The following is an 18,440-nucleotide window of genomic DNA, read 5'->3' as shown; positions in this document are numbered from 1 at the left end:
CACGCCGCCGGGCCCCGCGCGGCGCAGTGGGGGACCGGCCGCCCGGAGGGTTACGCGCGGGCCGCGCCCGGCTCGTCGTCGTCCTCGTCGTCCGGGAGCTTCAGGACGCGCTCCAGGAAGAAGGCGACGGCCACGACCGCCGCACCGGCGAGCACGGACGCACCGGCGTAGACCGCCTGGTCCTGGCGCGCGGGCACATCGAGCTCTTCGAGGAGGAGGAAAAGGCCCACGCCGCCGTACATGCCCGACACCAGCGCCGCCACCAGGGCGCTCGCCTGCCCGAAGACCACCGCTCTGGCCGCCACGAGCGGGTCCACGCCCTTCGCGCCCGGGCGGCGTTCGCGCTGCGCGGTCAGCCTTGAGCGCAGCGACAGTGCCGTCGCCCCCAGCACCACGGCGATCAGCGCCAGCACGATGGGGGCGGCGACCGGCACGCTCGGCAGCGTGCCGACCGTGTTCCACAGCCGGGCACCCGCCCACGACAGAATCCCGGCCACAGCGAACAGCCCGACCAGAACCCCGATCCGAAGTTGCTTCACCGAGTGGTCGCCCCTCATCGTCATACGTCTCACATGGCTCAGCGAGCGCGTCCGGCCCACCAGCATCAACCAAAAGCCCGAGTCCGGCCCCAAGCCGTTCCCGGGTCGCTCACAAGCCGCCCCGGCCCAGCTCCCGGAGCCGGTCGGCGGGTCCGGGAGTGCCAGAGCACCCTCAAGTTACCGCCGCCGCGCCCGCCGCCCCGCCACGGCTGCCGCCGCGGTGGCACCGGCCACGGCCCCCGAGGTCGCCACACCGTGGCCACCACCACGGTCGCGGCACCACCTCAACGTCTACTCCGGCAGCCGAAGTTCCAGGTCGACGCGCGGCACCACGCCGTCGCTGCCGACCTCGGCAAGCAGCTCAACGACCGGGCCCCGGCCCGGAACAACTGCCTCCGGGTCGACGTCACGCCACGGCACCAGCACGAAACCACGCTCGTGCGCGCGCGGGTGCGGCAAGGTCAGCTCAGGGTCGTCCGAGACGACGTCCTGGTACGCGAGGATGTCCACGTCGATGGTGCGCGGCCCCCAGCGCTCGTCCCGTACCCGCTCAAACGCCTCTTCGATGGCCTGACCACGGTCAAGCAGCGACGACGGCGGCAGCGTCGTCTTCACCAGCACCACGGCGTTGAAGTACGTGGGCTGCGAGCCCGCCTCCACGCCCCACGGCTCCGTCTCGTACACCGGCGACACGGCCTTGACCCGCAGTCCGGGGGTGTCCTCAAGCGCGTCGATCGCGCCTTGCAGAGTGTCCAGGCGATTGCCCAGATTGCTGCCGAGCGAGATCACCGCCCGTTTGGGGTTGCTGAGGGTCACGTCCGCGGCATCCACCTGTTCCACCACGGAGGCGGGAACGGGCTGCACGGTCGGGTCGCTGCTGCTCATACTCGGCTCCGCGTGATGGTAATGGTCACGTCGTCAAAGGGAACGGTGATCGGGGCGTCCGGTTTGTGCACAACGACCTCCACCTCACGCACCGCCTCGTGCTTCAGGCACTGCTCCGCGATGCGCTCGGCGAGCGTCTCGATCAGGTCGACCGGCTCGCCCCGCACCACGGCCACGACCTCTTCCGCCACCACCCCGTAGTGCACGGTCTTCGCGAGATCGTCGTCGGCGGCGGCAGGCCGGGTGTCCAGGCTCAGCTCCAGGTCCACGACGAAGGTCTGACCCTCCTCGCGCTCCTTCGGGAACACGCCGTGGTGCCCACGGGCCCTCAGGCCGCGCAGCGCGACACGATCCACACGAATCACTCCAGCTGGTCGTCGGTGTACGAGCAAGCACCGGCTCCCACCGACGCGTCGCCCTCCCCTGCCTCTCAGCAGAGGTTCCCCTTATCGAATCTACCTGCGAGCACCGACGGCACCCGCCCGCGGGGGCTATGGACAGCATTGCGTCCGGCTGCTAAATGGTTACCGCCACGCTTCACCCAAGGCCCCGCGACCCACTGCTTACCCTCCTGCCGGACAGCTCGAACGAGTGATCAGTCACGCTCGCCGCTGACGCCCCTTTCGGTCAACGCGCTACCGCCACCCACCAAGAGCCCCAAGCCGGGCCGGTCGGTCCGCAGGCGGCCGCCCGGCTCACTGCCCGTCGCCGCCCAGCCCGCCCGGAGACCCGCCGATCCCGTCGTCAACGCCGTCCCCGATGCCGTCCTCGTCGTCGCGCTCGGCGAGCACCGGCGACCCGTGGTGCGACCACACCTTCCAGCCGTCCGGGCCGCGCCGGAACACGTTCGTCGCCACGACGAGCTGGCCCACCAGCGGGCCCAGCGCGCCCTCCTCCTCGGCCGGTCCGCCGCTGAGGATGTTCTCCGTGCAGGTCACCAGCGCGGTATCGCCCAGGACGGACACCTCGACGTCGGTGAGGAAGAACTGGATGTACTCGGTGTTGGCCATGATCAACGCGTACGAGCGCAGCACCTCGCTACGCCCGCGCAGCACCGGCCACCCGGGATGCACGCAGCTGACATCGCCGTCCAACCACAGTGCGCCGAGTGCCGCCGGGTCGCCGCGCTCCATCGCCTCGTAGAGGGCGGTGTTCGCCAGTTCCACCAGCTCACTGTCCGTACGGGAAGTCACGCCACTCCCTCTGCGTTGGCCACGCCTGCCCCACCTGCCACGTCCGCCTTGCACGTCTGGTCCGCCCCGCCTGACTCGTCCGTCACGCTCGCCCCAGCCACCGCCTCCGCGGCCTCGGCCGCACCCTCAATCGCCCGTGCGACCCGTACCGCGTCGGCACTAGCCCGTACCTCATGTACCCGTACCGCCCACGCGCCCTCCCGGGCCGCCAGCGCCGAGACCGCCGCCGTCGCCGCGTCCCGCTCCCGCGCGGGCGGTGGGCTGCCCTCGCCTCCCGCCAGTACCCGGCCAAGGAACCGCTTACGGGACGCCGCCACCAGCAGTGGCCGCCCCAGCTCCCCCAGCCTGCCCAGATTCGCGATCAGCGCGAGGTCATGGTCCGCGTTCTTCGCGAAGCCCAGCCCCGGGTCGATGACGATCCGGTCCGGCTCGATGCCCCCGGCGACCGCGCGCTCCAGGCTGCTCCGGAGCTCAGCGACGACCTCGCCGACCACGTCCCCGTAAACGGCCCGGTTATTCATGTCGATGGACTGCCCGCGCCAGTGCATCACCACGAACGGCACCCCGGCGGTGGCCACCACCGGCACCATCGCGGGGTCGGCGCCACCACCGCTGACGTCGTTGACCAGCACCGCTCCGGCCTCGACCGCCCGCTCCGCGACCGAGGCGCGCATGGTGTCCACGCTGACGACGACCCCGGCACCGGCCAGCTCCCTGACGACGGGCACGACCCGCCGCAGTTCCTCTGCCTCATCGACGCGCGCGGCGCCCGGCCGGGTCGACTCGCCGCCCACGTCCACCAGGTCCGCACCGGCGGCCACGAGGTCGAGGCCGTGCTTGACGGCCAGCTCGGTGTCGAACCACTGGCCGCCGTCGGAGAAGGAGTCGGGCGTGACGTTCACCACACCCATCACCGCGCACCGGTCCCACACCGGAAGACCGGTGGGACCGCCGATGCCGGCTCGTCCACCGCGATCACGCAACGTACTCATGCCTCCAGCCTAGGCCGACCGTCCTCGCGCACGGCTCACCCAGTCGGCCGGCCGCGACCGTACGACCGGCGGCGACACGCCTCCGGCGACGGCCGGACGGCCCGTGACGCCTGCCGTTCCCTACCGGGCCGAGCCACCGGGGACACCGGCGGCCACGGGGACACCGGCCTCGTCCGAGGTGCCGAGCGCTCCCCGCGCGCCCGGGACCGCGACGTTCCGGGCCCGCCCGGCCGCACCGGCCCCGGCAGCGCCACCGGCCCCGGCAGCGCCGTCCGCCGCACGCGACGTGCCGGCTCCCGCGGTCTCACGGGACGCGTCGGGCCGCTGTGGCCCCGGCTGTCCCTCCGTGGCGCCCTCCCAGCCCGGGGCCGCCGACCGGCGGCGCCACGGCAGCCGGGGCAGGGCCAGCGAGACGAAACCTTCCGCCTGCATCGCCGCGATGCCGATACGCGGCAGGTCGCGGTTGTTGCGGAACACCACGAAGCGCGGCTCCCAGCGCGGCCGGAACTTCGCGTTGAACTTGTAGAGCGACTCGATCTGGAACCAGCGGGACAGGAAGATCAGCAGCCCGCACCAGCCGCGCAGCACCGGCCCCGCACCCAGCCGCTCACCACGCGCGAGAGCGGAGCGGAACATGGCGAAGTTCAGCGACACGCGCTTCACACCCAGCTCCGGGGCGGCCTGCAGCGAGGCGACGATCAGCAGCTCGTTCATCCCCGGGTCGGCGGCCCGGTCGCGGCGCATCAGTTCCAGCGACATGCCGTCGGCACCCCACGGCACGAAGTGGAGTACAGCCTTCAGGTCGCCGTACGGGCTGGGCGCCCCGCCCTCGGCATCCGCGTCGTCCGCCCGGTGCGCGGTCGCGATCACCGCGTCCCCGTCCGCCGGGTCGCCGATCCGGCCGAGCGCCATGGAGAACCCGCGCTCGGTGTCGGTGCCGCGCCAGTCGGCGGCGGCCCGCTGGATCTGCTCCAGCTCGGTGGCGTCCAGCTCCGACGCCCGGCGCACCCGGGTCTCGTAGCCGTTCCGCTCGATGCGCTTGACCATCTGCCGCACGTTGCGCATGGCCCGCCCGGTCAGCGTGAAGTCCTCGACGTCCACGATCGCCTCGTCGCCCAGCTCCAGCGCGTCCAGACCGGTCTCGCGGGTCCATACCTCGCCGCCGGTCTCGCTGCACCCCATCACCGCCGGGGTCCACGAGTGCGCCTTGGCCTCGGCCATGAAGCACTCGATGGCGCCCGGCCACGCCTCCACATCGCCGACCGGGTCACCGCTGGCGAGCATGACGCCCGAGATCACCCGGTAACAGACCGCTGACTTGCCGCTCGGCGAGAAGATCACCGCTTTGTCGCGCCGCAGCGCGAAGTGACCGAGCGAGTCGCGGCCGCCGTGCACAGCCAGCAGCGCCCGCAACCGCTCCTCGTCGTCGGCGGTCAGCCGGGCGGCCGGCTGCTCGGGGCGGAAGGCCAGGTACGCGGTGGTGACGGCGGTCAGCAGGCCGAGCGCGCCCAGTGAGTAGCCGACGGTGTAGTCCACGCCGTTCGTGTAGTCCACCGGGCCCTCGAAGCCGAACAGCCCCCACAGCACATGCTCGAACCGCTCCCTGACCGAGGGGTCGCCGACGACCTTCCCCGGGTGCGAGCCGACGATGACCAGCCCGAGGCCGAAACTCGCGCCGCCCAGCAGGACGAAGTTCGCGAGCGCCTTCCAGCGGGTACGGGGGTCGGGCAGCGCCGCGAACTCACCCCTGTAGCGCACCAGCAGCGCCAGCAGTACGAGCGAGAGGATCGCGCCGCCGAGGGAGTGCCGGTAGATCAGCTGGGCGGCGGCACCGACCGGCAGCAGCGCGACCGCGGCGAGCCAGACGCGCCGTTTGCGCCGCTTCAGGCCGTGGGCGAGCATGAGGAGCAGCACGCCGACCACGATGGAGGCGGCCGCGGCCAGGGAGTTCACGGCACCGGGCAGGATCTCGGCCAGGGAGTGCACCCAGCTGTGGCGAAAGCGCGGGAACACGCCCGCGGCGATGTCCAGAAGGCCGATCAGCGCGCAGGCCGTGCCAATCACGGAGGGAATGGTCTCAGGTCGGGGGCCGCGCGCCACACGTCGCAGCCTCGTGGCAACCACTTCGGACTTCTCACCGTCTTGCCTTGCAGACATGTACTTTCCCGCCGCCCCTGTCAAGAGGATCTGCTGCCCGCTGGTCACAGCTTTCGGTCAAATTCGCGCCCTCTAGGACGGTGATTGGGCGTGCGGGGTTCCCGATCGCGGCACGGGTGACCGGTCGCTCGTCAGAAAGTTCTCCATGGGTCTCACCAGCAACAAGGTCGTGACGCTCGCCGTGATCGCGGCCGTGCTGTTCTTCGCCGCGACCGTTTGGCTGTGGCCGCGGCTGTCGAAGCGCAGCTGGCCCGCCGTACTCGGCCGGGTCGGAGTACTGCTGGCGACGCAGGTTTCGGTGTTCATGGCCATCGCCCTCTTCTCCAACCAGACGTTCGGTTTCTACGGGTCCTGGGCGGACCTGTTCGGCACGGAGTCGACGCCCGGCGTGGTCGTGGACCACGACACGCCCGCGCACAAGCGCGTGAAGGTCATCGGCAGCCGTAAGGTCCACGTCCCCGGCGGAGACAAGCCGAGCGTCGGGGGGCGCATCGACAAGGTGAACATCCAGGGCCCGACGTCCCGGATCGCGAGCCCCGCCTACGTCTATTTGCCACCGGAGTACTTCCAGGCCAAGTACGCCAAGCGGAAGTTCCCCGCGGTCGTCGTGCTGACCGGCTATCCCGGGACCGCCGAGGCCCTGATCAACGGGCTGAAGTACCCGCAGACCGCGCACAAGCTGGTCAAAGAAGACAAGATGCAGCCGATGATCCTGGTGATGCTGCGCCCCACGGTCGCCCCGCCGCGCGACACGGAGTGCGTGGACGTCCCGCGCGGCCCGCAGACCGAGACGTTCTTCACCAAGGACCTGCCGCGCTCGGTCTCCGCGCACTACCGGGTCGGCCGTGGAGCCAAGCACTGGGGCGTCGTCGGCAACTCGACCGGCGGTTACTGCGCCCTGAAGATGGCCATGCGGCACCCCGAGGCGTTCTCGGCCGCGGCCGGGCTCTCCCCCTCGTACAAGGCTCCGATCGACCGGACCACGGGTGATCTGTTCGGCGGCAGCAAGCAGCTTGAGCGTGAGAACAACCTGCTGTGGCGACTGGACCACAAGCCCGCCCCGCCGGTGTCGCTGCTGGTCACCAGCAGCAAGGAGGGCGAGCACAACTACAAGGACACCATGAAGTTCATCAACAAGGTGAAGCTGCTGAACCAGGCGGGCGAGCCGACCCGTATCTCGTCCATGCTGCTGGAAAGCGGCGGCCACAACTTCAACACGTGGCGCCGTGAGGTCTCGGGAACGCTGGAATGGCTCGGCGAGCGGGTGACCACTCCGTAACCGGGCCGCGGAACGGCTGCGCCTCCAGGCCCCTGTGCGGCAGGGGCCTGTGCGGCAGGTCCCCGGGCGCCGGGCGGGCGTGCTGATCGGCCCGCCCTGCGTCCGGGGACGAAGGCTTACGGAGCGGCGCCCCGGTACAGCCGGGCCTACCGGGCCTACCGGGCCTACCGGGCCTACCGGGCCTACCGGGCCTACCGGGCCTACCGGGCGATGATCAGGCTCATCGCCTCGGAGCGGGTGGCCGGGTCGCGGAGCTGGCCGCGCACCGCGGAGGTGATGGTCTTCGCGCCGGGCTTGCGGATACCGCGCATGGACATGCACATGTGCTCGCACTCGATGACGACGATCACACCGCGCGGCTCAAGTATCTTCATCAGCGAGTCGGCGACCTGCGTCGTCAGCCGCTCCTGCACCTGCGGGCGGCGGGCGAAGACGTCCACGAGGCGCGCGAGCTTCGACAGGCCGGTGATCTTCCCGTCGCATGACGGGATGTACCCGACATGCGCCACGCCGCGGAACGGCACCAGGTGGTGCTCGCAGGTGCTGAACACCTCGATATCCTTCACCAGCACCATTTCGTCGTGCCCGAGGTCGAACGTCGTGGTCAGGACGTCCTCAGGCTCCTGCCACAGCCCGGCGAATATCTCCCGGTACGCCCGCGCCACCCGGCCGGGCGTCGCGCGCAGCCCCTCCCGGTCCGGGTCCTCACCGACAGCGATGAGCAGCTCGCGCACCGCGTTCTCGGCGCGCTTCTCGTCGAACTCTCCGATGGAGCTCTCGCCGTCCAGAGTGACCGGGTCGGTCATGGGGGTTGCCTCGTTCCTCGTACGTGCTGGCCGTGCGGGTCCTGCTGAGTACGGACCGTACGGACCGTACGGTTTACGGATCGTACGGATAGGGACCGGCCACGCGAATGCCGGAATGCCGCGTCCCCCAGGCTAAAACCTGGGGGACGCGGCATTCATTCCGGGGCCGGTGAGCGCCCCCGGTGCGGGACGGAGGGCGGGCGACGGGGCTGACCAGCGGCGGGCGCCGTGGTCAGCCGTCCGTCACGTCAGCCTTCGGCCGGGCTTGCCCCGGCAGGAGGGGTCTGCGGGGGCTCGGGGAGCTCCACGCCGTCCTCGGGGGTGCCCGCCTTCGCGAGGGCGGACGCCGACGCCGCACCGTTGGCCGGGGCCAGCTCCCGCGGGGAGAGCACCGGCGGCCTGGTCGACGGCGTACGGCGCGAGGAACCGGTCCACGCCGGACGCAGCGGACGTTTCACGAGGGTGGAGAAGATCTCCGCGAGCTCCTCCTTGTTGAGGGTCTCCTTCTCCAGCAGCGCGAGCACGAGGTTGTCGAGCACATCCCGGTTCTCGACCAGGATCTCCCAGGCCTCGTTGTGCGCCGTCTCGATCAGCTTCTTGACTTCCTCGTCGACCAGCGCGGCGACCTCTTCCGAGTAGTCACGCTGATGCGACATGTCGCGGCCGAGGAAGGGCTCGGAGTTCTCCGAGCCGAACTTGATCGCGCCGAGCCGCTCGGTCATGCCGTACTGCGTGACCATCGCGCGGGCCGTGCGGGTCGCCTTCTCGATGTCGTCCGACGCGCCGGTCGTCGGGTCGTGGAAGACCAGCTCCTCCGCCGCGCGCCCGCCCATCATGTAGGCGAGCTGGTCGAGCATCTCGTTGCGCGAGGTGGAGTACTTGTCGTCCTCCGGCAGCACCATCGTGTATCCGAGCGCACGGCCACGGGACAGGATGGTCACCTTGTGCACCGGGTCGCTGTTCGGAGACGCCGCCGCGACCAGGGCGTGTCCGCCCTCGTGGTACGCGGTGGTCTTCTTCTCCTTCTCGCTCATGATCCGGGTCCGCTTCTGCGGGCCGGCCACGACGCGGTCGATGGCCTCGTCCAGTGCGTGGTTGTCGAGGACCTTCTTGTCGCTACGGGCGGTGAGCAGCGCCGCCTCGTTGAGCACGTTCGACAGGTCGGCACCGGTGAAGCCGGGGGTGCGGCGGGCGACGGCCCGGAGGTCGACGTCCGGAGCGACCGGCTTGCCCTTCTGGTGGACCTTGAGGATCTCCAGGCGGCCCTGCATGTCGGGCCGGTCCACGGCGATCTGCCGGTCGAAGCGACCGGGACGCAGCAGAGCGGGGTCGAGGATGTCGGGACGGTTGGTCGCGGCGATCAGGATGACGCCGCCCTTGACGTCGAAGCCGTCCATCTCGACCAGCAGCTGGTTGAGTGTCTGCTCGCGCTCGTCGTGACCGCCGCCCATGCCGGCACCACGGTGCCGGCCGACCGCGTCGATCTCGTCGACGAAGACGATCGCCGGAGCGTTCGCCTTGGCCTGCTCGAACAGGTCACGCACCCGGGAGGCACCGACACCGACGAACATCTCGACGAAGTCGGAACCGGAGATCGAGTAGAACGGCACACCGGCCTCACCGGCGACGGCGCGCGCCAGCAGGGTCTTACCGGTGCCGGGCGGGCCGTAGAGCAGCACACCCTTGGGAATCTTGGCGCCGACAGCCTGGAACTTGGCGGGCTCCTGGAGGAACTCCTTGATCTCGTGGAGCTCCTCGACCGCCTCGTCCGACCCCGCCACGTCCGAGAACGTCGTCTTCGGGGTGTCCTTGGTGATCAGCTTGGCCTTGGACTTCCCGAAGTTCATGACCCGGGAGCCGCCGCCCTGCATCTGGTTCATCAGGAACAGGAAGACGACCACGATGAGTACGAAGGGCAGCAGCGAGAGCAGAATGCCGACGAACGGATTCTGCTTCGACTGGGAGACGGTGTACCCGTCAGGGATGCCGCCTTCCTTCTCGGCGTTGGCCTGCAGGATCTTGGCCACATCGACGCCCTGGTCACCGATGTAGTTGGCCTGGAGCTTCCTGCTGCCCGAGACCTTGTCGACGTCGTCCTTCAGCTGGACCTTGATCTTGTGATCATCACCGGTCGTCAGCTCTGCGGATTTGACCTGGTTCTTGTCGATCGCATTGACGACCTCGCTGGTGTCCACCGACTTGTAGCCACCGGACGAACCGACGACCTGCATCAACACGACCACGGCGAGGACGGCCAGCACGATCCACATGACCGGCCCACGGAAGTAGCGCTTCACGTCCATCCATACGGGGCGGAAACGCCCCGTCCCTCCTGCCACAGTGAGGCACGGCAACCTCTCACGAGAGCTGCTTGTGCGTACGGTGTTTTACTCGGCCTAAAAAGACTGACCTTCGGACGGTACCCCAGCATTGTCACCCAACGCCGCCACGGGCAGTTAACAAAATGGCCTTCCCCTGCTTCAACGGCAGGAAACGGCAACCGGTTCCCGCTGGGGTCCCCGTCCGTCGCCCGGCCCGTCAACCGCCGTAGACGTGCGGTGCGAGCGTGCCCACAAAAGGCAGGTTCCGGTACTTCTCCGCGTAGTCGAGGCCGTAGCCCACGACGAACTCGTTGGGGATGTCGAAGCCGATCCACTTCACATCGATATCGACCTTGGCCGCCTCCGGCTTGCGGAGCAGCGTGACGACGTTCAGCGAGGCCGGCCCGCGCGAACCGAGGTTCGACAGCAGCCAGGACAGCGTCAGCCCCGAGTCGATGATGTCCTCGACGATCAGCACGTCACGGCCCGCGATGTCGGTGTCGAGGTCCTTGAGGATGCGGACCACGCCGGAGGACTGCGTGCCGGCGCCGTACGAGGACACCGCCATCCAGTCCATCGTGACGGGGGTGGACAGGGCCCGCGCCAGGTCGGCCATGACCATCACGGCGCCCTTGAGGACGCCGACGACGAGCAGATCCCTGCCCTGGTACTCCGCGTCGATCTTCGCGGCCAGCTCGGCCAGCTTCGCGTCGATCTCTTCTTTGGTGATGAGCACCGACTGGAGGTCGGTGCCCATGTCCTTGTCGTCCACCCGTGCCACTCTCGTTTGTTTCAGGCTCGCCAGGCGCGGGCGAATCAGCCCTGCCGAATCACCAGTCTGCCACCCTGCCGCTGGACCTCGATGCGGCCGGGCAGGTTGATCGCCCGTTGTCCATGCCAGCCGGTGATCAGCCGGTCCACCTCTTCGATGTGCCGGGCGAAGAGCGAACCGGCGGGGGAACCCGCGGCGATGGCCACCCGGCGGAGCACCCGGCGGCGGACGGCCGGCGGCAGCTGGCGCAGTACGGCGGTGTCGAGGGAGTCGATGGCGTCGGGAAAGTCGGCGGCTCCGGCGGAACCGCCCGTACCGCCTGAAATGCCTGGATCAGCGGAACCCGAGGGCTCGGCGACGGCGAGGGAGTCAGCGAAACCGGGAGGGGAGGTGAGGGGGGAACCAAGAGGGGAGGCGCCGGAAGGAGCGGCAGCGGGGGAAGGAGCGGCGGCGGGGGAAGGAGCGGCGGCGGGGGTGGGGGTGGTCACAGGGGCGGCAGCCGGGGCGCCGAGCGGGGCGCCGCCCGGCCTGATGCCCGCGACGGACCGGGCCGGCGGGCCCGTGCGGACGCGGCGCGCGGCCACCTCGGCCTCGGCCGCCCACGCGTCCAGCGCGTCGGCATCGTCGCGGGAGAGCTGCGCCGTACGGGCGAGGGCCTCGACGACGCCCTTGCCGAGAGCTTTCTCCAGCACGGGCAGCGCCTCGTGCCGCACCCGGGAGCGGGTGTACGCCGGGTCGACATTGTGCGGGTCGTCCCAGACCGGTAGCGCCTGCGCCAGGCATGCCTTGCGCGCGGTCTGCCGGTCGAGCTGGAGGAACGGGCGGCGGTAGCGGCCATCGGCGCCGGAGACCTTCGCCATGCCGGACAGCGAGCGGGTCCCCGAGCCCCTGGCGAGGCCGAGCAGAACCGTCTCGGCTTGGTCGTCGCGAGTGTGGCCGAGGAGGATCGCCGTAGCGCCATGCCGCTCGGCGAGGTGGTCGAGAGCCGCGTACCTGGCGTCGCGGGCGGCGGCCTCGGGGCCGCCCGCACGGCCTACGGCCACGGTGAGGGAGTCGACGGGGTCGAGCCGGAGCGCGCGGAGCCGGTCCACGACCTCAGCCGCACGCAGGTCAGAGCCTGGCTGCAGGCCGTGGTCGATGGTGACACCGCCGGCACGCACGCCAAGCTTGGGGGCCTCGAAGGCAAGGGCGGAGGCGAGCGCCATGGAGTCGGCGCCGCCGGAGCACGCGACGAGCACCAGCGGCCTGGGGTCGGGCCGCTCGGCGGTTCGCGTACCGGCGGACGCGGCGGGGCGGGCGCCTGACCGGTCGGGGGAACGGTCGGCGAGGGGATCGTGGCAGCGGCCGTCGATGCCCGTGGTGCGGCGGGCACGGGACTCGACGGCGGATACGCGGCCGTACGCGCGGGGGGTGGGGGGAGTGTCGATGTCGGCGATGACGTCCTGGAGTACGCGGCGAACCGCCAGGCGTATCGCGGCGACCGCTGGATGGGGACCCATGTCCGTTTCCCATCTTTCAATCGGGGGGTGCCTCGGGAGCCATGCAAGCCCCAGTCACGCTGTGTACGTAGATGGTGACAGAGCCGAGCTGTTACCCGAGCATCGCACGCCTACCCGTGACTCAGGGTCCCTCAGACGAGTGATTACGAGGGCGTTCACCCGGCTCCCGGCGTGCGTCGTTCACGACTCTGCCTTACGGTGCACCCTCGCGACCCAGTCCGCCGGTTTGTGGATCTCCGCCTTGGTCGGCAGCGTGTTCGGCGACGTCCACACCCGGTTGAAACCGTCCATGCCGACCTCGTTCACCACGGCCCGCACGAAGCGCTCACCGTCGCGGTACTGCCGCAGCTTGGCGTCGAGGCCGAGCAGCTTGCGCAGCGCCTGGTCGAGCCGTCCCGCGCCACTGGCCCGGCGCTTTTGGAACTTCTCCCTGATCTCGGCGACCGAGGGCACCACATCTGGGCCTACCCCGTCCATCACGTAGTCGGCGTGCCCCTCAAGCAGCGACATCACGGCGGTGAGACGGCCCAGGATCTCGCGCTGTGCGGGCGTCTGCACCAGCTCGACGATGCTGCGCCCGCCGCGCTCGACCGGGCCGCCGTCGGGGTGCTCCGGCCGGTTGCCGGTCAGCGACTGGGCGGCCTCGCGCAGCCGCTCCAGCAGCGTCGCCGGGTCCACCTCGGTCTCACCGAGGAACGCCTGGATCTCCGCCTCAAGGTGGTCACGCAGCCATGGCACCGCCGTGAACTGGGTCCGGTGCGTCTCCTCGTGCAGGCACACCCAGAGCCGGAAGTCGTGCGGCGCCACATCGAGCTCCCGCTCGACATGCACGATGTTCGGCGCGACCAGCAGCAGCCGGCCGCCCGCGCTGCCCGCCGGAAGGTCACGGCTGGCCGGGGCGAACGTCTCGTACTGGCCGAGGACGCGCGAGGCGAGGAACGAGAGCAGCATGCCCAGCTCCACGCCGGTCACCTTGCCGCCCACCGCGCCGAGCATCGCGCCGCCCGGCCCTGACGACCGGCGGTCCTGCATCTTGTCCAGCAGGGGCTTGAGTACCTGGCGGAACCCGGCGACGTTCGCCTGGACCCAGCCGGCCCGGTCCACGACAAGGACCGGGGTGTCCGCGTACTCCCCACCGGCGGGCATCATGCGGGTGAACGCCCGCACATGCTCCTCCGACGACTTCGCATGCCGCCGCAGCTCCCGCACGACCGCCCGCGCCTCGTCCTGGCTCACCTCGGGACCCGGCCGCACCAGCCGGGTCGCGGTCGCTACCGCGAGATTCCAGTCGACCATCTCGACACCACCGATGCTCGTCATGGCTTCACGGTACGTGGGCCACTCCGGCAATGGGGCGGCGAACCTTGATTCAGTTCGGCTGGTGGTCCGCGGCGGCCGAGCGCCCGGCCCGCCCGCCGGGAGCCCGCCGCCCTGGCGGCCGCTCTCAGCGGCAGCCGCAGTTGGCCACCGCTGAGGCCAGCTGGTCCAGAGCGCGCTGCGCGCCGGACGCGTCGGTGGTGCCGTTCGTGACGAAAGCGAAGGCCAGCAGCCTGCCGTCCGCGTCCACGACCGTGCCCGCGAGGGTGTTCACACCGCCGAGGGTGCCGGTCTTGGCCCGTACGACGCCACGGCCCACCGCGTCCTGCGCGTACCGGTCGCGCAGGGTCCCGGTGAACCCGGCCACCGGGAGGCCGGTGAGCACCGGGCGCAGCGCGGGCTGGCCAGGATCGGAGGCCCGTACGAGAACCTGCGCGAGCAGCGAGGCCGACACCTTGTCCGCCCGGTCGAGACCACTGCCGTCGGCGAAGGCCGCCCCTGAGACCGGCAGGCCGAGCTTCTTCAGCCGGGCGGTCACGGCCTTGGACGCGCCGTCGAAGCTGGCGGGCTCGCCGGTGGCGACGGCGGTCTGCCGGGCGAGGGCCTCGGCGATGTCGTTGTCGCTGTTGGTGAGCATCCGCTCGACGAGCGCGGAAAGCGGCTGGGAGCGGACGGAAGCGAGCGCCTTCGCACCCTTACCGTCCCCCTTGCCGTCCCCCTTGTCCCCCTTGTCTCCCTTGCCGTCGCTGCCCTTCCCGTCTTTGCTGTCCTCGCTGTCCTTCCTGCTCTTCCCTGTGACGTCGCGCGGGCCACCGTCCACCTCGACGCCCCGGTCGCGGAGCAGGTCAGCGAAGATCCTCGCGGCGTCGGCGGCGGGATCGGCGGAGCGGTCGGCGGGGCCGCGCTCGCTCTTGTCGAGGCGGCCCTCGTCGGCCATGAGGGCGCTGACCGGGGAGATGTTCTCGTTGGGACCGATCGGATGGGTGGCGGGTCCGGAGTAGAGCGAGGCGTCGTAGTCGAGCTTGACCTTGCGCACGTCACGGGCGGCCAGCGCACGGGCGGTACGGGCGGCCAGTTTCCGCAGGCTGGCGGGCTGCTCGCCATCCGCACCGCGCGCGGCGCGGGCGGTCAGCGTCGGGTCGCCGCCGCCGACCAGCACGATCCGGCCGTCGTCACCAGGGGCGGCGGTGACCTTCGTGGTGATGCGGTGGCCGGGCCCCAGGGCGGACAGCGCGGCGACCCCTGTGGCGAGCTTGATGGTGGAGGCGGGCACGGCCCCGGTGTCGGCCTGCTCTCCGTACAGCTGCTTTCCGGTGGCGGCGTCGACGACGGAACCGGCCCGCAGCGGCCCCAGGGCCGGGTCCTTCAGCAGCGGGGCGAGCGCGTCGGCGAGCCCTGGCCCGGTGGGCAGCGGAACGGAGGCTTCCCCGGTGTCCGGGGTGGGCGACTGGGTGGGGGCGCCGAGCGGAGCGAGTACGGGGGCGGCGCTCGGCGCGGGACCTGGCTCAGGACCGTGATGCTCGCCACCTGTGTCCGCTCCGGCGGCTGCCCGCTGCCGCTCCGCCGTACGCTGACCCGAGTCCCATGGCCCGGCAGCCACCACAGAGCCGGCCGCGACTGCGAGGCCCACCACGGCGGAACCCGCCGCGAGCTGCCACGTCTGGCGTTGCGCTCGCGTGGCGCGGCGCCACCTGTCGAGCCACCAGCTGAACTGCCATCTGGCCTCGTCAGGCATCTCAGACCAGCCCCTTTCGCAACCACACACCTGCGTGGGGGACACTTAATCACCCGAAGTATGTGCTGATCATGGAGGAGCCACCCGTGGAGTTCGACGTCACCATCGAGATCCCGAAGGGTTCGCGGAACAAGTACGAGGTGGACCACGAGACCGGTCGCATCCGCCTCGACCGTCGACTCTTCACTTCGACCAGCTACCCGGCCGATTACGGCTTCGTGGAGAACACCCTCGGCGAGGATGGTGACCCGCTGGACGCGCTCGTCATTCTCGACGAGCCGACCTTCCCCGGCTGCCTGATCAAGTGCCGGGCGATTGGCATGTTCCGCATGACGGACGAGGCGGGCGGCGACGACAAGCTGCTGTGCGTCCCCGCGTCCGACCCGCGCGTGGAGCACCTGCGGGACATTCACCACGTGTCCGAGTTCGACCGCCTGGAGATCCAGCACTTCTTCGAGGTGTACAAGGACCTGGAGCCCGGCAAGTCCGTCGAGGGCGCCAACTGGGTGGGCCGCACCGAGGCCGAGGCCGAGGTCGAGGCGTCCGTCAAGCGCCTGGAGGCGGCGGGCGGCTCCCACCACTGAGACAACGACGCCACCCACGTGGTGGGCAGCCGTCCGAGCAGGAACCTCAGCACGCTGAGCACGCCTGAGCGTGACTCCGCGTACGGCTCAGCGCACGGCTGATCAACGCCAGAGCTGAGGAATGGGCGGGGCGCTCCCGGAGAGCGCCCCGCCCATCGGCATGCGTGCGCACGTCCGGCGTGCGAGCGGCGTGCGGGCGTACGGACGAGGGCCCGGGCGTCCCGGCGTACGCGCGAGGGTCGCTGCTTTCGCGTACGCGGCGCCTGGCGGCAGGCCGTGCGGGCCGTGCGGGCCGTGCGGGCCGTGCGGGCCGTGCGGGCCGTGCGGGCCGTGCGGGCCGCCGACCATCGGCTAGAAGCCTCGGGTCCGCTTCGCCGCACGGCGCAGCGGTCCCGCAGCCGAGCCCGCTTCCGCGGCGCCGGCCGGCGCCCTGAGGAACAGCCGGGCGATCTCGTTTCCGAGGTTCACGCCGATCGCGATGGCGAGGGCCAGCGAGGCCGCCCTGGTCAGGGAGGCGATCCCGGCGTCCAGGTTCTTCTGGGCGAGCGAGAGCAGACCGAAGTACGTGGCGCTACCTGGCAGCAGCGGGCCGATCGCCGCGGTGACGTACGGCAGCGCCGACGCGTAGCGGTAACGGGAGAGCAGCTGCCCGAAGAGGCCGACGAGGCCCGCCGCCGCGGTGGTGGAGGCGACCGCTGGGATGCCCGCGACGTCGTGCATGGAGCCGTAGACCAGCCAGGCGACGCCGCCGTTGAGGGTGGCGAACAGCACAGTGGAACGTTCCTGCTGGAGCAGCACACAGAAGGCGAGCGCCAGCAGCATCGCGGCGAACAGCTGCACGACCGGCCGTTCGTCCGCCCGCAGCGCGGCCTCTGGGTTGAAGTCCGCGCCGAGGCGCAGTCCCACGTACAGCACGGTCAGTACGCCGATGACGATGCCGACAATGAGGTACATGACCTCAAGGAGCCGGGCCGCCGCGGTGATGTAGTAACCGGTCAGCCCGTCCTGGACGCCCGCGACCAGCGCCCGCCCCGGGATCAGCGCGAACAGCCCACCGGTGATCACCGCGGACCCCTGCACGTTGGCGTGCGCGAGGCTGAGGGCCACGCCCATCGCGGCAGGCGGCATCGCGGCGGCCACGAACTGGTAGAACTCCGGCAGCCCGCGCCCGGATGCCAGCCACGCCAGCCGGTCGCCGAGCATCGCGCCCACGGCGGCCGTCACGAACACCAGCCAGCCGCCGCCGACCAGGAGGCTCGCCGCGCCCGCGAGCGCGCCGGAGGCGACGGTCAGCGCCCAGCCGGGGTACGGGTGCCGGTTACGGCGGATCTCGGCGAGCCGCCGGTACGCCTCCTCCAGCGTGAAGTCGTCCTGCGAGGTGATGTCGTCGACCAGCCGGAAGACCGCGGAGAGGCGGGTGTAGTCCACAGCACGGCGCCGCACGGTACGGCTGGCCGTCACGGGGTCGTCGACGAGCGAGGGCTGATACGAGATCGACAGCAGGGTGAAGGTGACGGTCGGCTCGCAGCGCTCAAGCCCGTAGGCGTGCGCGACACCGAACATCGCCGCCTCGACATCCTCAGCGCCCTCACCGCCCGCGAGCAGGATCTCGCCGATACGCAAGGTGATGTCGAGGACGCGCGGGACCGCCGGCCCCGTCTCGTCCTGCTTGCCCGCGCGCTCGGGCGCCGGGCGTTCACCGACCGGCATGCGCAGCATCGTGCGCATACGGTCCTGCCAGGGCGTTTCCTTCGTGAGCCGGATGACGGGTATTCCGTGCGGCGGCGTGAACGCCGGGGCGCGCATGCCCAGTCCGCTGACCGTGCTCCCGATGGGGCCGCTGGGACCGCTGGAACTAGAGCCTCCCGTCGTGGTGGTCGAGCCGGGCGTGACGAACGCGGAGCCCTCCACCTCCGTCGGCGCGTCCCCGGCCTCGGGCGGCAGCCCTTCCGGTATCGCGAACTCCGACGTCGGGTGCTCTTCCTCGGCCGTGGACGACAGCGGTACGCCCAGAGGCGGGGTGAAGGCACTGTGTGCCTCGTCCGACTGCGGCTTACGGTCGTCCGCCTCCGCGTCGGCCGTCGTGCCGTGCCTGCCCTGCGCGTGTGCCGCCACGTGCCTTCTCTCCTCGCCCGACCTCCATGTACCTCCCCAGCCACGATGCCTGATCGCTGGCTGTACCGCCCAGTCTGCACCGCCAGCCACATCCCTCGCAGAGGGCGTGGCGTGCGGGAGCGAAGCGACGGGTGGTAACGGAGTGGCTTATACCCAGATCCGCAGCAGCGATGGGCTGCTCCGGATCAAGATCCTGAGGGTGTCGACAAGCGGCGGTGACACGAAACCGGCGACGGGAACGGGAGC

The 18,440-nt window shown here is 70.8% G+C and carries 15 protein-coding genes; 2 read left to right on the top strand and 13 right to left on the bottom strand.

Features of this window, described 5'->3' with window-relative positions; translation table 11 throughout:
• Nucleotides 1–50: 50 nt before the first annotated feature.
• From AC5P1B_RS26660 to AC5P1B_RS26635, 6 genes are all read right to left on the bottom strand, one after another.
• Nucleotides 51–539 carry a DUF3180 domain-containing protein gene (locus AC5P1B_RS26660; RefSeq protein ID WP_493890362.1) on the bottom strand — a complete coding sequence of 163 codons (489 nt, stop codon included), beginning with the start codon at nt 537–539 and terminating at the stop codon, nt 51–53.
• Between the two features lie 291 nt (nt 540–830).
• Nucleotides 831–1,424 carry a 2-amino-4-hydroxy-6-hydroxymethyldihydropteridine diphosphokinase gene (gene folK, locus AC5P1B_RS26655; RefSeq protein ID WP_493890275.1) on the bottom strand — a complete coding sequence of 198 codons (594 nt, stop codon included), beginning with the start codon at nt 1,422–1,424 and terminating at the stop codon, nt 831–833.
• On the bottom strand, nt 1,421–1,780 hold the full coding sequence (gene folB, locus AC5P1B_RS26650) for a dihydroneopterin aldolase (protein ID WP_493890274.1): 360 nt from the start codon (nt 1,778–1,780) through the stop codon (nt 1,421–1,423). The genes folK and folB overlap by 4 nt, the downstream gene beginning before the upstream one ends.
• A gap of 339 nt (nt 1,781–2,119) precedes the next feature.
• Nucleotides 2,120–2,617 carry a nuclear transport factor 2 family protein gene (locus tag AC5P1B_RS26645; RefSeq protein ID WP_493890273.1) on the bottom strand — a complete coding sequence of 166 codons (498 nt, stop codon included), beginning with the start codon at nt 2,615–2,617 and terminating at the stop codon, nt 2,120–2,122.
• Complete coding sequence (gene folP / locus AC5P1B_RS26640) at nt 2,614–3,609, bottom strand: dihydropteroate synthase (RefSeq protein ID WP_493890272.1); 996 nt, start codon at nt 3,607–3,609, stop codon at nt 2,614–2,616. The genes AC5P1B_RS26645 and folP overlap by 4 nt, the downstream gene beginning before the upstream one ends.
• 120 nt (nt 3,610–3,729) lie before the next feature.
• On the bottom strand, nt 3,730–5,766 hold the full coding sequence (locus AC5P1B_RS26635; protein ID WP_493890271.1) for a phosphatidylglycerol lysyltransferase domain-containing protein: 2,037 nt from the start codon (nt 5,764–5,766) through the stop codon (nt 3,730–3,732).
• Between the two features lie 145 nt (nt 5,767–5,911).
• On the opposite strand from AC5P1B_RS26635, the gene AC5P1B_RS26630 reads away from it, so the two are divergent.
• Nucleotides 5,912–7,045: an alpha/beta hydrolase gene (locus AC5P1B_RS26630; protein WP_493890269.1), complete on the top strand. Its 1,134-nt coding sequence runs from the start codon at nt 5,912–5,914 to the stop codon at nt 7,043–7,045.
• Between the two features lie 200 nt (nt 7,046–7,245).
• Here the strand turns inward: AC5P1B_RS26630 and folE are convergent, their stop codons facing one another.
• The 6 genes from folE to dacB all read right to left on the bottom strand — a co-directional run bounded on the left by folE (nt 7,246) and on the right by dacB (nt 15,495).
• Nucleotides 7,246–7,851, bottom strand: coding sequence for a GTP cyclohydrolase I FolE (gene folE, locus AC5P1B_RS26625; protein ID WP_493890267.1), 606 nt, complete (start codon nt 7,849–7,851; stop codon nt 7,246–7,248).
• A gap of 248 nt (nt 7,852–8,099) precedes the next feature.
• Nucleotides 8,100–10,154, bottom strand: a complete 2,055-nt coding sequence (gene ftsH / locus AC5P1B_RS26620) for an ATP-dependent zinc metalloprotease FtsH (protein WP_493890265.1) — start codon at nt 10,152–10,154, stop codon at nt 8,100–8,102.
• A 235-nt stretch (nt 10,155–10,389) separates the two neighbouring features.
• Complete coding sequence (hpt, locus tag AC5P1B_RS26615; protein ID WP_493890361.1) at nt 10,390–10,929, bottom strand: hypoxanthine phosphoribosyltransferase; 540 nt, start codon at nt 10,927–10,929, stop codon at nt 10,390–10,392.
• A 59-nt stretch (nt 10,930–10,988) separates the two neighbouring features.
• Nucleotides 10,989–12,443, bottom strand: coding sequence for a tRNA lysidine(34) synthetase TilS (gene tilS / locus AC5P1B_RS26610; protein WP_493890263.1), 1,455 nt, complete (start codon nt 12,441–12,443; stop codon nt 10,989–10,991).
• Nucleotides 12,444–12,623: 180 nt separating this feature from the next.
• The gene (locus AC5P1B_RS26605; RefSeq protein ID WP_493890262.1) at nt 12,624–13,763 is read right to left on the bottom strand and encodes a zinc-dependent metalloprotease; all 1,140 of its coding nucleotides are present in this window, start codon (nt 13,761–13,763) and stop codon (nt 12,624–12,626) included.
• 124 nt (nt 13,764–13,887) lie between these two features.
• On the bottom strand, nt 13,888–15,495 hold the full coding sequence (gene dacB, locus AC5P1B_RS26600) for a D-alanyl-D-alanine carboxypeptidase/D-alanyl-D-alanine endopeptidase (RefSeq protein WP_493890261.1): 1,608 nt from the start codon (nt 15,493–15,495) through the stop codon (nt 13,888–13,890).
• 86 nt (nt 15,496–15,581) lie between these two features.
• On the opposite strand from dacB, the gene AC5P1B_RS26595 reads away from it, so the two are divergent.
• Entirely contained in the window at nt 15,582–16,079 is a 498-nt protein-coding gene (locus tag AC5P1B_RS26595; RefSeq protein WP_493890359.1) for an inorganic diphosphatase, read from the top strand.
• A gap of 351 nt (nt 16,080–16,430) precedes the next feature.
• Here AC5P1B_RS26595 and AC5P1B_RS26590 read toward each other — a convergent pair whose 3' ends face one another.
• Nucleotides 16,431–18,194: a threonine/serine exporter family protein gene (locus AC5P1B_RS26590; protein WP_493890259.1), complete on the bottom strand. Its 1,764-nt coding sequence runs from the start codon at nt 18,192–18,194 to the stop codon at nt 16,431–16,433.
• Between the last annotated feature and the right edge of the window lie 246 nt (nt 18,195–18,440).

The organism is Streptomyces sp. A01 (assembly GCF_059026195.1).
Note: the sequence above shows the minus strand (reverse complement) of the source record. Positions and strands in the feature narration are given on the sequence as shown.

Coding starts and splice junctions, on each gene's coding strand:
- folK (WP_493890275.1), bottom strand. CDS start 1,424: ATGAGCAGCAGCGACCCGACCGTGCAGCCCGTTCCCGCCTCCGTGGTG.
- folP (WP_493890272.1), bottom strand. CDS start 3,609: ATGAGTACGTTGCGTGATCGCGGTGGACGAGCCGGCATCGGCGGTCCC.
- AC5P1B_RS26635 (WP_493890271.1), bottom strand. CDS start 5,766: ATGTCTGCAAGGCAAGACGGTGAGAAGTCCGAAGTGGTTGCCACGAGG.
- AC5P1B_RS26630 (WP_493890269.1), top strand. CDS start 5,912: ATGGGTCTCACCAGCAACAAGGTCGTGACGCTCGCCGTGATCGCGGCC.
- folE (WP_493890267.1), bottom strand. CDS start 7,851: ATGACCGACCCGGTCACTCTGGACGGCGAGAGCTCCATCGGAGAGTTC.
- ftsH (WP_493890265.1), bottom strand. CDS start 10,154: ATGGACGTGAAGCGCTACTTCCGTGGGCCGGTCATGTGGATCGTGCTG.
- hpt (WP_493890361.1), bottom strand. CDS start 10,929: ATGGGCACCGACCTCCAGTCGGTGCTCATCACCAAAGAAGAGATCGAC.
- tilS (WP_493890263.1), bottom strand. CDS start 12,443: ATGGGTCCCCATCCAGCGGTCGCCGCGATACGCCTGGCGGTTCGCCGC.
- AC5P1B_RS26605 (WP_493890262.1), bottom strand. CDS start 13,763: ATGACGAGCATCGGTGGTGTCGAGATGGTCGACTGGAATCTCGCGGTA.
- dacB (WP_493890261.1), bottom strand. CDS start 15,495: ATGCCTGACGAGGCCAGATGGCAGTTCAGCTGGTGGCTCGACAGGTGG.